General features: G+C 66.1%; 13 protein-coding genes. 5 read left to right on the top strand and 8 right to left on the bottom strand.

Annotation, left to right across the window (positions count from 1 at the left end):
* The first annotated feature begins 120 nt into the window (after positions 1-120).
* The 5 genes from J2X15_RS13485 to J2X15_RS13465 are packed head-to-tail and all read left to right on the top strand — an operon-like array spanning position 121 to position 5382.
* Positions 121-1323 carry an acyl-CoA dehydrogenase family protein gene (locus J2X15_RS13485; protein ID WP_310343699.1) on the top strand — a complete coding sequence of 401 codons (1203 nt, stop codon included), beginning with the start codon at positions 121-123 and terminating at the stop codon, positions 1321-1323.
* A 33-nt stretch (positions 1324-1356) separates the two neighbouring features.
* Positions 1357-2346 carry an aliphatic sulfonate ABC transporter substrate-binding protein gene (locus J2X15_RS13480; RefSeq protein ID WP_310343697.1) on the top strand — a complete coding sequence of 330 codons (990 nt, stop codon included), beginning with the start codon at positions 1357-1359 and terminating at the stop codon, positions 2344-2346.
* A 16-nt stretch (positions 2347-2362) separates the two neighbouring features.
* Positions 2363-3214 (top strand): ABC transporter permease, encoded by an 852-nt coding sequence (locus tag J2X15_RS13475; RefSeq protein ID WP_310343695.1) that lies wholly within the window; start codon positions 2363-2365, stop codon positions 3212-3214.
* Positions 3215-3222: 8 nt separating this feature from the next.
* Positions 3223-3960, top strand: a complete 738-nt coding sequence (locus tag J2X15_RS13470; protein ID WP_310343693.1) for an ABC transporter ATP-binding protein — start codon at positions 3223-3225, stop codon at positions 3958-3960.
* A gap of 48 nt (positions 3961-4008) precedes the next feature.
* Positions 4009-5382 (top strand): LLM class flavin-dependent oxidoreductase, encoded by a 1374-nt coding sequence (locus J2X15_RS13465; protein WP_310343691.1) that lies wholly within the window; start codon positions 4009-4011, stop codon positions 5380-5382.
* Positions 5383-5485: 103 nt separating this feature from the next.
* Here J2X15_RS13465 and J2X15_RS13460 read toward each other — a convergent pair whose 3' ends face one another.
* The 8 genes from J2X15_RS13460 to mtnB all read right to left on the bottom strand — a co-directional run bounded on the left by J2X15_RS13460 (position 5486) and on the right by mtnB (position 13533).
* Complete coding sequence (locus J2X15_RS13460; protein ID WP_310343690.1) at positions 5486-6526, bottom strand: substrate-binding domain-containing protein; 1041 nt, start codon at positions 6524-6526, stop codon at positions 5486-5488.
* A 59-nt stretch (positions 6527-6585) separates the two neighbouring features.
* The gene (locus J2X15_RS13455) at positions 6586-7593 is read right to left on the bottom strand and encodes an ABC transporter permease (protein ID WP_409034287.1); all 1008 of its coding nucleotides are present in this window, start codon (positions 7591-7593) and stop codon (positions 6586-6588) included.
* A gap of 75 nt (positions 7594-7668) precedes the next feature.
* Positions 7669-9114 (bottom strand): sugar ABC transporter ATP-binding protein, encoded by a 1446-nt coding sequence (locus tag J2X15_RS13450; RefSeq protein WP_310343688.1) that lies wholly within the window; start codon positions 9112-9114, stop codon positions 7669-7671.
* A gap of 115 nt (positions 9115-9229) precedes the next feature.
* Positions 9230-10339, bottom strand: coding sequence for an S-methyl-5-thioribose-1-phosphate isomerase (mtnA, locus tag J2X15_RS13445; protein ID WP_310343686.1), 1110 nt, complete (start codon positions 10337-10339; stop codon positions 9230-9232).
* Entirely contained in the window at positions 10336-11031 is a 696-nt protein-coding gene (mtnC, locus tag J2X15_RS13440; RefSeq protein WP_310343684.1) for an acireductone synthase, read from the bottom strand. Before mtnC ends, mtnA begins: the two co-directional genes overlap by 4 nt.
* Positions 11031-12296: an S-methyl-5-thioribose kinase gene (gene mtnK / locus J2X15_RS13435; protein WP_310343682.1), complete on the bottom strand. Its 1266-nt coding sequence runs from the start codon at positions 12294-12296 to the stop codon at positions 11031-11033. The genes mtnC and mtnK overlap by 1 nt, the downstream gene beginning before the upstream one ends.
* 7 nt (positions 12297-12303) lie before the next feature.
* A complete protein-coding gene (locus tag J2X15_RS13430; RefSeq protein ID WP_310343680.1) occupies positions 12304-12855 on the bottom strand; it encodes a 1,2-dihydroxy-3-keto-5-methylthiopentene dioxygenase in 552 nt (183 codons plus the stop codon).
* Between the two features lie 21 nt (positions 12856-12876).
* Complete coding sequence (gene mtnB, locus J2X15_RS13425; protein WP_310343678.1) at positions 12877-13533, bottom strand: methylthioribulose 1-phosphate dehydratase; 657 nt, start codon at positions 13531-13533, stop codon at positions 12877-12879.
* Positions 13534-13535 lie beyond the last annotated feature (2 nt).

The following is a 13535-nucleotide window of genomic DNA, read 5'->3' as shown; positions in this document are numbered from 1 at the left end:
GGAATTTGCGCAAGCAGCTATTGAAACTATAGCAATCGAGACGGCCTAGCTACCAATCTGCATATCCATATGTGAATTGATCGCTTGGATGCAGGGGTGGTGGACTGTAGTCTCGGCGCTATGTCCGCACACGAAACTCTGGCGGCGCAGCAGGCGTTGCGTTCGGCCGACATCGACGCCCAAGTCGAGGCGCTCTACACCCAACTCCAGGCCACCGCCGTGGTGCGCGACCAGCAAGGTGGCCATGCGACGGCAGAGCGCCAGGCCATCCGCGACAGCGGACTGCTGAACCTCAGCATTCCCAAAGTCTGGGGTGGCAGTGGCGCGCTGTGGAGCGATATTTACAAGGCCATACGTCGCCTGGCCGAGGCCGACAGCGCGCTGGCCCATGTCTTTGCCTTTCACCATTTGCAGGTGGCCAGCATCCAGCAATTTGGCAATGCGGAGCAACACGCCCGCCTGCTCAAGGCCACGGTGGAGCAGCAGATTTTCTGGGGCAATGCCCTCAACCCGCTGGACAAGCGCGCCACGGTGACGGAGTGCGACGGTGGTTTTGTGCTGCAGGGGCCCAAGAGCTATTGCTCGGGCTCCGTGGGGTCGGACTACCTCTTGGCATCCGGCTGGCATGCGGCCAGCCAGAGCGCGGTGGTGGTCGTCGTGCCCAGTACCCGCCAGGGTGTGACCATCGTGGCCGACTGGGATGCGTTTGGCCAGCGCCAGACCGACAGCGGCACCGTGCAGTTTGACCAGGTGCAGATCCGGCACGACGAAGTGCTGCAGGGCCCCGGCGTGCAGCGCACGCCCTGGGCCACGCTGCGCACGCAGGTGTCGCAACTCATCCTCACCAACCTCTACCTGGGCTTGGCCCAAGGCGCGTTCGACGAAGCGCGCCACCAGATCCAGCACCACACGCGACCCTCGTTCTTCTCGACCGCCGCCAGCGCCAGCCAGGACCCCTATGTCCAGCACCGTATCGCAGAGCTGTGGCTGCTGATCCGCCCCGCCGTGTTGGTGGCCGATGACGCCGCGCGCCAACTGGACACCGCCTGGGCCGTGGGCCCCACGCTCACTGCGCAGCAGCGTGGCGAAGTGGCCATTGCGGTGAACGAGGCCAAGGCGCTCGCGCACAAGGCCAGCCTGGAGGTGAGTTCGCAGTTTTTCGAACTGACCGGTGCCCGCGCCAGCTCGCAATCGCTGGGGCTGGACCGTTTCTGGCGCAACGCCCGCGTGCATACCCTGCACGACCCCATTGACTACAAGTACCGCGACCTCGGCCGCTACCTGCTGGATGGCCAGTTCCCCGACCCCACGCCGTACTCCTGACCCTGCTTTCTGAAACCCGTTGCAAAGACTTCCATGACCATTTCTCGCCGCACCCTGCTGCAAGCCGCCTCTGTCTCCAGCGCCAGCCTCGCGCTGCCCTCCATCGCGCTTGCGGCCGAGCCCCTGAAAGAGCTGCGCCTGGACTATGCGTACTACTCGCCACCCAGCCTGGTGCTGCGCCGCTTTGGCTGGTTGGAAGACGAATTCAAGAAAGACGGCGTGGCCATCAAGTGGGTGTTCAGCGCTGGCAGCAACCGCGCGCTGGAGTACCTCAACGCCAGCAGCCTGGACATCGGTTCGTCCGCCGGCCTGGCCGCTCTGCTGTCCAAAGCCAATGGCAACCCCATCACCGCGCCCTACATCTTCTCCCGCCCCGAGTGGACCGCGCTGGTGGTACCCAAGGACTCGCCCATCCAGTCGCTCAAGGACCTCAAGGGCAAGAAGATTGCCGCCACCAAGGGCACCGACCCCTATCTGTTCTTGCTGCGTGCGCTGAAGACCGCAGGCCTTAAGCGCAGCGACATTGAGCATGTGTCGCTACAGCACGCCGACGGACGCGTGGCGCTGGAGCAAGGCCGGGTGGACGCCTGGGCCGGCCTGGACCCCATCATGGCCGCCAGCGAGCTGGACTCGGGTGCGCGCCTGATCTACCGCAACGTGGCCTTCAACACCTATGGCTTTCTGAATGTGCGCGAAGAATTTTTGGCCAGCCACCCGGCCGAAGTAGCCCGCGTGATCACTGCCTATGAGCGTGCGCGCAAATGGATTTTGGCCAACACCACCGAGGCCGCCAAGATCGTGGCCGAAGAGGCCAAGGTTAGTCTGCAAGTGGCTTTGCTGCAGGTGAAGCTGCGCACCGATTTCAGCAACCCGCTGCCGTCGCAAGAGCACATCAAGGCCCTGCAGGCCGCCGCTCCCATCTTGGTGGACGAAGCGCTGGTCAAACCCGATGCAGACCTGAACAAGGCGATTGCCAGCCTGGTGAACACCAAGTTCTCGGTGCCGCTGATCCAGCGCACCTGAGTTCCTGCGCAGCCCCATGTCCGTCAACCCCGAAGTCCTGTTCGTCCAGCCAACACCGGCCGCAGAGGCTGCGCCGGGACGGCGTGCGGAGGCGCGTGAAAGCGCGGCGCCTCTGCGCCCCTGGTGGGGGCTGGTGCTGCCTGCTCTGGTGCTGTTGGGCGGGGAATTGGCGGTGCGCCTGGGCTGGATCAGCGCCCACTTGCTGCCCGCGCCCAGTGATGTGGCGCGCACGCTGGTGGGCCTGGGTGCCGAGGGACTGACGGCCCATGTGCTGGCCAGCACGGTACGCGTGGCAGTCGGCTTTGCGCTGGGCGCCAGCGCCGCGTTGCTGATTGGTGCCTGGGTGGGCCTGTCCCGCAGGGCCGAGGCGGTGCTGGACCCCAGCTTCCAGGCGCTGCGCGCCATCCCCTCGCTGGCTTGGGTGCCGCTCTTGTTGCTCTGGCTGGGCATTGACGAGGCATCCAAGATCGTGCTCATCGCCATTGGAGCGTTCTTCCCCGTTTACATGGGCGTGTCCTCCGGCTTTCGGGACGTGGACCGCAAGCTGGTGGAGGTGGCGCAGATGGTGGGGCTGGGGCCGGTGGCCATGGTGCGGCGCGTCTTGTTCCCGGCGGCGCTGCCGCCCGTGTTGACCGGCCTGCGCAACGGCCTGAGCCTGGCCTGGATGTTCATGGTCGCGGCCGAACTGATTGCTGCGACCAAGGGCCTGGGCTACCTGCTCACTGATGGCCGCGAGACCAGCCGGGCCGACATCGTGCTGGCGGCCATTGTGCTGCTGGCCATCCTGGGCCAGCTCAGCGACACCGTGATGCAGCAGCTGGAGACCCGGTTGCTGCGCTGGCGCGACACCCACGACAGCCGCGCCTGACGTCCTCCATGAGCGCCGTTCTCGAAGCCCGCATCCAGGCCAAGCACTTTGGCAGCAAGCATGTGCTCGCCCCCATCCAGTTGCAGATTGCCGCAGGCGAGGTGGTGAGCCTGGTGGGCGCCAGCGGCTCGGGCAAGAGCACGCTGTTGCGCATCGTCGCGGGGCTGGAGCGCGCCTTCAGCGGCGAGGTCAGCCTGGACGGCCAGCGCCTGACCGGGCGCAGCCCCGACATTGGTTTCATCTTTCAGGAGCCGCGCCTGTTCCCCTGGCTCAGCGTAGCCGACAACGTGGCGTTTGCCGAACCGTCGCCCACGGCCGCCACACGCGCCCGGGTGTCCGAGCTGCTGACCGAAGTGGGGCTGGCCGGCTACGAGGCGGCGTTGCCCAAAGAACTGTCCGGTGGCCAGGCGCAGCGCGTGGCGATCGCGCGTGGCCTGTTCACCCAACCCCGCGTGCTGCTGTTGGACGAACCCTTCTCTGCGGTGGACGCCTTCACGCGCATGAAGCTGCAAGACCTGTTGACCCGCATCGCGCGCCACCACGGCATCACGCTGCTGCTGGTCACGCATGACATTGACGAAGCCGTGTACCTGAGCGACCGCGTGCTGGTGCTGGAGGCCAACCCCGGCACCGTGCGTGAATCCGTCGCGCTGAACCTGCCGCAGCCGCGTGACCGCACCGATCCCGCACTGTCTCAGGCCCGCGTGCAGGTGCTGGCGGCCCTGCAGCGCGTGCACGCCATCTAGCCTTTTCCCTCTCCCTGCCGCCCTCGGTGGCAGTACCTCCCGTTTGCCATGCCCTCCCAACAACACATCCTGCTCAACGCCTTCAACATGAACTGCGTGGGCCATATCAGCCACGGCCTGTGGACGCACCCGCGCGACCAGTCCCACCGCTACAACACCCTTCCCTACTGGACCGACCTGGCGCGCACGCTGGAGCGTGGTCTGTTTGACGGCCTGTTCCTGGCCGATATCGTGGGCACCTACGACGTGTACCAGCGCAATGTGGATGTCACGCTGCGCGAGTCCATCCAGCTGCCCGTGAACGACCCCACGCTGCTGGTCTCCGCCATGGCAGCGGTCACGCAGCACCTGGGCTTTGGCGTGACCGTGAACCTCAGCTACGAGCAACCCTACCTGCTGGCGCGCCGCTTCTCCACGCTGGACCACCTGACCCAGGGTCGCATTGGCTGGAACATCGTCACCGGCTACCTGGACAGCGCCGCGCGCGCCATGGGCCTGTCCGAGCAGCTGGCGCACGACGCCCGCTATGACAAAGCCGACGAGTTTCTGGACGTGCTCTACCAACTGTGGGAAGGCAGCTGGGAAGACGGCGCCGTACTGCGCGACAAGGCGGCCCGCGTGTTTGCCGACCCGCGCAAGGTGCACCGCGTGCAGCACCAGGGCACGCACTACCAGGTGGACGGCTACCACTTGTCCGAACCCTCGCCGCAGCGCACGCCGGTGCTGTTCCAGGCCGGCAGCTCGGGCCGTGGTCAGCGCTTTGCCGCGCGCCATGCCGAGTGCGTGTTCATCTCCCCGCCCAGCAAGGAGGCGGCGCGTGCAGCCGTACAGGCCCTGCGCGAACAGCTGGTGGTCGCCGGGCGCCGGCCCGACGATGTGAAGGTTTTCATGGGCGTGGCTGTGGTGCCGGGCCGCACGCAGGCCGAGGCGCAGGAGAAGTACGCCGATTACAAGCAGTACGCCAGTCGCGAGGCGGGCCTGGCCCACTTCTCGGCCAGCACCGGCATCGACTACGGCCAGTACGACCTGGACGAGCCCATTGCCTATGGCAATTCCAATGCCATCGAGTCCGCCACCAAAGCCGCGCAGGAGCGGGGCTGGACGCGGCGTTCGTTGCTGGAATTGTTTGAACTGGGCGGGCGCTACCCGGCCATCGTGGGCGATGCCAGCCAGGTGGCGGACACGCTGCAGGGCTGGGTGCGCGACACCGGCATTGACGGTTTCAACCTAAGCCGCACCGTGGTGCCCGAGAGCTATGAAGACTTTGTGGACATCGTCACGCCCGAGCTGCAAAACCGCGGCCTGTTCAAAACAGCCTATGAGGAAGGCAGCCTGCGTCACAAGGTATTGGGCCAGGGCCCCACGCTGCCGACACGCCATGCCGCCGCCAGCTTCCGCCGAGCGCCTGCACAGGACATTTAAGTGCCAAATGGGGCTCTAGCCCTCGTGGAATATCCGCAAGCAGCTACGGTATTCATAGCAAATAAGCACTCCCCGGTCCGCGGACCAGGGGTTAGCGCCCCGTTTAGTTGGGGGCGTTCTTGATCCAGGGTGCCGTGGCCACGGTGCTTTGGCCGAAGGCGGGCAGCTTGGCGCTGAGCTCTTCCACGGTCTTCACACCCGCGTCACGCAGTTGCTTTTGGGTCAGCAGGCTGGGCTCTACCACCACGCGGCGGCCGGGGTCCTTGCCGGCGATGGACAGGGCCACGGCACGCACGGACACGGCACCGACCACGGCGGGGTTGGTGGCCACGGTGGCAACCCAGGGGCTGTCAGCTTCGGTGATTTCCTGGATGTCGGCGGTGGACACATCGGCCGAGTAGATCTTCAGCTTCTTGGAGATGCCCAGCTCTTGCGCGGCCAACTTCACGCCGCGCGCAAATTCGTCATAGGGGGCAAACACCACGGTCACGTCGGGGTTGGCGCGCAGCGCGGCCTTGGCCTGGTCGGCCACGGAAGCCGCGGTGGTGGCGTTCACCACGCCAAAGCGCACTTTCTCAGTCACACCGCTGTTTTGTGCCTTGAACTCGGTCCACACCTCGTTGCGGCGGTCCAGCGGCGCGAAGCCTGCCACGTAGACGTAGCCCGCCTTGAAGGCCTTGCCGTTGTCCTTGGCGGCTTGCTCCAGCGCATGGCGGGCCAGGGCGTGGTCGCTCTGCTCGATCTGAGGAATCTTCGCGTTGTCCAGGTTCACGTCAAACGCCACGACCTTGATGCCGGCGTCCACCGCCTTTTGCACCACGTCCTTGAGCGACTCGGGCAGACCGTGGTCCACGATGATGCCGTGCACCTTTTGGTTGATGGCCTGTTCGATCTGGTTGCGCTGCTCGGCAGCGTCCTGGCGGCCGGGGTAGACGCGCAGGTCAATGCCCAGGGCCTTGGCCTGTTGCTGTGCGCCGGCCTGGTAGGCCTGGTAGAAGTCGCCGGCCGACAGGTAAGCCACCAGGGCCACCTTCACGCCGCCCTTGTCGAAGGGGGCCGGCGCGCCGGCGATCTGTGCGCTGGCGCCAAAGGCGCTGGCCAGCGCCAGTGCGCTGACGATGGTTTTGAGTGTGTGCTTGACCATGAAAATCCTCCTGAGAGTGTTGAAGAAAACGAAACGAAAAATTGAAGGGGAGAAGCTGTTCAGTCGCGCCGGCTCAGGCCATAGGTCATGGCCAGCGCGCCCACCAGCACCGCGCCCTTGACGAAGTCCTGCGTGTAGTAGGGGGCGTTGAGCATGGTCAGCCCGTTGAGCAGCACGCCCACAAAGATGGCGCCCACCACGGTGCCCGCCACATTGGGGCGGCGTGCGTCCAGCACGGCGTAGCCAATCAGCGAGGCCGCCACCGCGTCCATGAGCAGCGAAGAACCCGAGGACACATCGCCGCGCCCCACGCGCGCCGCCACCAGCGCACCACCCAGTGCCGCCAGGCTGGCGCTGATCACATAGGCCAGCACCTTGAGCCGTGCCGTGGGCGCCCCGGCCAGCCGCGCGGCCAGTTCGTTGCCACCGGTGGCAAACAGCAGGCGGCCGATGCGCGTGTGCTCGGTCAGCAGGTAAAACACCACGGCCAGCACCGCCAGGATGACGACCGGCAGCGGCACCACGCCGCCCAGCGTGGCGCGGCCCAGCGCCAGAAAGTCGGGGCTGAAGCTGCCCGTGGCCGAGCTGCCATCGGGCAGGATCATGCCGCTGGAGATGGAGCGCCCGGCTGTGGGAATGAGCTGCAGGCCACCCAGCAAAAACATGATGGCCAGCGTGGCCAGCAGGTCGGGCACCTTGAGTTTGACGATGAGCAACGCGTTGGCCAGGCCCACGGCCACGCCCAGCACCAGCACGGCCACCACACTGGCCAGTGCACCGTTTTGCCAGACCACCATGCTGTAGCCCGCCACCATCACGCTGGAGGCTGCCGTGGCACCAATCGACAGGTCAAAGCCCGCTACGGCCATGGTCACGGTCACGCCCACGCCGAGGATGGCGACGACGGAGACCGCCTGCAGCACGCTCATCGCATTGCCCACCGACCAGAACGCGGGCTCGGCCAGGCCAAAGCCAATAAGCATGGCCAGTAGCAAACCGAAGATGGCATAGCGCCGCACCTGGGCCGCGATGGTGGCCAGTGAGAGCGGCGGGGTAGACGTGGTCATGCCGGGGGTAGATGGGGTAGATACGGAGGTAGCAGGCATGGGGGCGCGGGGATGGGCGAAAAAAGGTTCCATGGCTCAGACCAGTACCGCAGCGCTGCCGTGTTCGGATGCGGGCTGCAGGTCGTGGTGCTGGATCACATAGATGCGGTCGGCCACTTCCAGCGCCTCTTCGGGGTCGCTGGTGGCAATGAGGGTGGCGGTCTGCGTGTCGGCGCGCAGGGCCGCAATGATGTCGGCGCGTGCGCCCACGTCTACGCCTTGAAAGGGTTCGTCCAGCAACATCAGGTGCTGGGGTTCGGATTGCCAGCGCGCCAGCACTACCTTTTGCTGGTTGCCGCCGGACAGCGTTTCCATGGGTGCGTCGGGCCCGCGTGTGCGGATGCCCAGGCGCGTGATGGCAGATTGGGCCACCTTGCGTTCAACCGAGGGGCGCAGCCAGCCGCGCGGAAACCAGCGGTGCAGGTGCGGCAGGGCAATCGTGCCCGCTACCGTGGCACCGGGCCAGCCCGCGGGCAGCAGCGAGCTGCGATGCCGGTCTTCGCCCGCCAGGCCCACGCCGGACGCAATGGCCTCTTGCGGGCCGCGTGGCGCATAGGGTTGGCCCTGCAGTTCCACGCTACCAGCAGCCAGAGATTCGAGTCCAAACAGCGCACGCAGCAGCCGGCTTTTGCCCGCACCCAGATGGCCGGTGATGGCGACCACCTCGCCGCGGCAGACCTGCAGGTCAAAGGCCGGGCTGTGTGCCAGCAGGCGCACGCCACGCAGGTCCAGCACCACGCGGTCGGCCATGGGCCGTGCCGCCACGCGGGCACTGGCCAGCGGGCGGCCAATCATGGCCTCCACGGCGGCATCAAACGGCACGGGGCGCACAAAGTCTGCTGCAACCACACCACCGCGCAACACCACCACGCGGTCGGCAATGGCCTGCAGGTCTGCCATGCGGTGCGAGATGTAGAGGATGGCGATACCGCGTGTCTTCAGGTCGCGCAGCACGGCAAACAAGCGCTCAGCCTCGGCCTGCGACAGGCTGGCCGTGGGCTCATCGAGGATCAGCACCTTGGCCTGCGCGGCCACGGCACGGGCAATTGCCACCAGCTGCCGGTCGGCCGCGCCCAGGTCGCCAAAGTCGGCATCCACATCCAGTGCAAAACCGGTGTGGGCGAGCACGTCCAGGGCCTGCTTGCGGATGCTGCGGCGTGAGACGAAGAGGGCGCCATCGCCGGACGCAAAGCGGTCCAGCAGCAGCACATCGGCCACACGCTGCCCAGCAGCGCCCACGCGGTCGGTGGACTGGTGCACGGTGACCACGCCGTGGCGTGCGGCGTCGCGTGGTGATGCGGGTGCGTAGGCCTGACCTGCCAGCTCCAGCGTGCCCGCGTCGGCCTGTAAGGCGCCCGAGAGAATGTTCACGAGGGTGGACTTGCCCGCCCCATTGGCACCCATCAGGGCCAGCACTTCACCGTTGGCGATGTCCAGCACCAGACCGTCGAGTGCGCGGGTCGCCGCGAAGTGCTTTTTCAAGCCGCGAATACGAACCAACGGAGTGGCAAAAGAGGACAAAGACAGGCCAACGAATGTAAGAAGAGGGGTGGATGCTATCGGCCGCAGCGCACGCCGCCAATGAAGAAAAAACTGCTTAGATATGCGTTTTCTGCGCAGGTGTTTTCTGCCTGCGCAGCGTGTGCAGCGCATGCGGTTCCAGCACCCCGCGCTCGGTCACAAACGAGGTCACCAGCCGCGCCGGTGTCACATCAAATGCGGGGTTGGCCGCAGGGCTGCCGGGGGCTGCCACGCGCACGGAGCGCAGCGTGTTTTGCGCATCCAGTCCCTGTACGGTCAGCACCTCATCACCGCTGCGCTCTTCGATGGGGATTTCGCGCAGGCCGTCGTCCATGCGCCAGTCGATGGTCGGGCTGGGCAGCGCCACATGAAAGCCCACGCCGTTGTCGAAGGCTGCCAGTGCCTTCAGGTAGGTGCCTATCTTGTTGGCCGTGTCGCCGCGTGTGGTCACGCGGTCCGCGCCCACCAGGCACAGGCCCACATCGCCGCGCTGCATGAGGTGGCCGCCCGCGTTGTCGGCCACCACGGTGTGGGGCACGCCATGCCAGCCGAGTTCCAGCGCAGTGAGCAGCGCACCCTGGTTGCGCGGTCGGGTTTCATCCACCCACACATGCACCGGAATGCCCTGGTCGTGCGCGGCGTAAATCGGTGCCAGCGCCGTGCCCCAGTCCACCGTGGCCAGCCAACCGGCATTGCAGTGGGTGAGGATGTTGACGCGTTCGCGCGTGCCACGGTTGGCCCAGGCGGCTTCGATCAAGGGCAAGCCGTGTTGGCCAATCGCATGGCACAGCGCTACGTCTTCATCGGCCAGTTGTGCAGCAATCTCCAGTGCGGCCGTGGCCCGCTGCGCGGGGCTCAAGGGGCGCAGCTGTGCCAGCGCCACCTCAATGGCGTAGCGCAGGTTCACGGCCGTGGGTCGCGTGGCCAGCAAGCCGTGCGCGGTCTGTTCCAGCGCGGGGTCGGATGCGTCGTGGCGCAGCGCCAGCGCCAAGCCATAGGCGGCGGTGATACCGATGAGGGGCGCGCCGCGTACGGTCATGGTGCGGATCGCGTGGGCGGCCTGGTCGGCGCTGCGGATCAGTACGGTGTCCAACGCGAAGGGCAGCGCCAGCTGGTTGATAACGCGCACGCCGTCGGCGGCCGCGTCCCACCAAATGGAGCGGTAATGGGTTCCGTGGATCTTCATGGGAGGCGCTGGACCTGCAATTCGACAAAGCTTTGCACGCTGGCAAAGCGCGCGTCGGGCGCCGTGTCCTCGCGCACCACATGCACCACCTGCAGTCCGGCGATTTGCGCGGCTTGCAGCTCGGCCACGCTGTCGGAGGCGAACAGCACCTCTGCAGGCGCCTGGCCCAGGGCCTGCGCAATGCGCAGGTAGGACGCGGCTTCCACCTTGGCACCGCTGTCGGTATCAAAGTGCGAGTGAAACCAAGGCCGCAGATTGCCAGCCACGCTGTGTGCAAAGTACAGGTGTTGGGCCTGCACCGAGCCGGATGAGTAAATGGCCAGTGGCAGGCCCTCTGCGTGCCAGTGTTGCAGCGCGGCTACCGCGTCGGCGTACAGATGCCCCTGAAAGTCGCCACCCTCAAAGCCTTTTTGCCAGACCAGGCCCTGCAGCTTCTTGAGCGGCGGCGCCTTGCGGTCCTCCGCGATCCATTGCAACAGCGTGTCCACCGCATCTACGTTCGGCGTGTCGGCCAGTGCCACGGTGTCCTGCAGCGCCTGGGCCACGGCGGGCAGGTCTGCATGCTGCGCAATGTAGGTGCGCAGGTGGTTGCGCGCATAGGGCGCCAACACCTGGGTGAGAAAGGTTTTGGAGCCTATGGTGCCTTCGATGTCGAGCAGCACCACAGCCGCCTGGAATGTGAGGTGGGGCATCAGTGGAGACCGAAAGCAGGCACGGCAGAGACTAAGGCCTGCACATCCTCGTAGCGTGCGGGGTGCAGTAGCAAGTCGCGTGCGAGTGCAATCGCGGCGGCTTGCTGGCGGGCGCGCAGGTCTACATCGGCAACAGCCCCAAAGTCTGCAATCTGCGAGAAGCCAATGGTGCGGCGGATGATCTCGATGGCGGTAAAACCCAGCGTGTCGGCCCACACGTCTTGTAGAAACGCGGCCTGCACGGTTGGCAGTGCGGTGGCGTCAAAGTGGCTGTCGGGATAGCCATCGCCACGCCCGCCATGGGTGTTCCAGTGGGCCAGAAACTGCGCGTGAAAGCGCTGCCAGAAGACCGCAATCTGCTCCAGTATCCAGGCGCGGTAGCCAGTGGTGTCACCGCTGTGTCCCGCCTTGGCGTACCACGCCATGAGCAGGTTGGCGATGAACATGCCCGTATCGAAGCCGATAGGGCCGACCCAGGCGAATTCACCGTCGATGACGCGCGTGTCGGTCTGCGTCACCATGACCGAACCCGAATGCAGATCGCCATGCAAGAGTGCCTGGGGCTTGGCCAGGTAGTGGTTGCGGAAGGTGGCCACGGCAGCCTTCAGCGCCGCGTCGTCGCGCAACGACTGCGCCACGGCGGCGAGCTGTGGCGAGGCATAGCGGTTGCGCGCATGCACCTGGTAGGGGTCGATGAACACCAGGTCCACCGTGATGCGCTGCAGGTCGTGGTTTTGCGAGAACAGGGCCACGTCCTGGAACTTGCGCTCGAACGGTGTGCTGATGTCCGAGGTGTGGAACAGGGACGCTGCGGCAAAGTCGGCCACCGCGCGTGCCGCATCGGCATGGCGCACGCCTTCGATGAGGGACTTGCGCAGGATGGTGTGCGGCTGCAGGCGCTCCATGACGATGACGCGCAGCGTGGCATCGAAGTGCAGGAACTGCGGCACCAGTCCGGGCACAAAGGGCTCGGTGCGTTGCATGTAGGCGCTCTCGAAGTACGCACGCTCCACGGAAAGCGGCCAGTCGTCCTTGGCCACGCGCACATAGGGCAGGGACTGTTTGACGCAGAGGCCATCCAGCGGGCCTTCGACCAGGTAGACGGCATTCAGGTTTCCATCGGCCACGTCCTGCACGGTCCACTGGGCGGGCTGGCCGCCCAGGCGTGCGGCCACCGCGGGCCACTGTGCCAGCAGCGTTGCGATCTCTTCGCGTTGCAGTACGCGGTAGTCGTGGGTGTGTGGGGTGGGGTCGCGGTCGCTCATAGGTACCTCAGGCCGCTACCGCGTCCAGGCGCGGAATCGCTGCCGACAGCGGGTCACCCGTGAAGTGGCCTACCCAGCCATCGGGCGAGACAAACAGGCGAATGGCCGTGAAGCGCGGCGCCGGGCCCATGTCGAACCAGTGGCGCGTGCCGGCGGGCACCGAGATCAGGTCGCCGGCCTCGCACAGCACTTGCAACACCGTGTCGCCCAGGTGCAGGTAGAACGCGCCCGCGCCCTCCACAAAGAAGCGCACCTCGTCATCAGCATGCGTGTGTTCCTCGATGAACTTCTGGCGCATGGCCGCGCGGTCCGGGTGCTCGGGCGTGATGCGCGCCACATCCACGGTGGTGTAGCCCTTGCTGGCTTTCAGGCGCTCAATCTCGGGTGCATAGGCGCTCAGTACGGCAGCGCTGTCGGCATCGGCCGGCAAGGTGCGTACGGCCCAGCGCTCGAACTGGATGCCGGCTTGGGCCAGGGTGTGGGCAATGACGAGGTCGTCGCGTGTTTGCAGCACGAGCTGGCCGGGTGTGGAGACATGGTAGGTGGTGAGGGTGGTCATGGGGTATCCAAAAGAGAAGGTTCAGGCGCGCAGTGCCAGCACCTGTGCCAAGAGCACGTCCAGCGCCTCCAGGTGACGCCAGGCTTGTCGGGCATCGCTGCCCCATGCGTAGAGGCCGTGGCCGGCGATCACGTAGCCGGGTGCCAGCACGGTGTCTGCCGGTGCCAGTGCAAAGTGCGCGGAGACCTCATTGGCCAGTGCCGCAATGTCCTGGGTGTTGGCAAACACGGGCAAGTGCACGCGTGTCTCATGTGTGCGTATGCCCTGCAAGGCCTTTTGTAGTTCCCAGCCTTCCAGCACGATGCGACCGTGGGCTACATGCAGGCGACCCAACACCGAAGCGGCCAGGTTGTGGGTATGGAACACAGCGCCCAGGGTGGGGTGGTCGGCATACAGCCGGAGGTGCAGTTCGGCTTCGGCGGAGGAGCCTGGCAACAAGGCTTGCCCGGCGGGCTGGCGCAGGATGTCGGTCAGCACCATCGCGCCCTTGTCGACCCCGGAGCGTGTGATGGCCACGAGGCCGTCGGCGGCGCGCACCGAGAAGTTGCCCGCAGTCGCCGGTACCCAGCCACGCTGCGCGGCTTGCCGGCCCGTTTCAATCACGGCCTGGGCCGCTGTGTTCCAGTCAGGCCAGACGCTGTGTGCGGTGGCGGAGGTTGCTGTCGATGGCTGGCTCATAT

The organism is Rhodoferax saidenbachensis (genome assembly GCF_031457975.1).
In the GTDB taxonomy this organism is placed as follows: Bacteria; Pseudomonadota; Gammaproteobacteria; order Burkholderiales; family Burkholderiaceae_C; genus Allorhodoferax; species Allorhodoferax saidenbachensis_A.
This window is presented reverse-complemented; position numbering and strand designations above follow the sequence as displayed.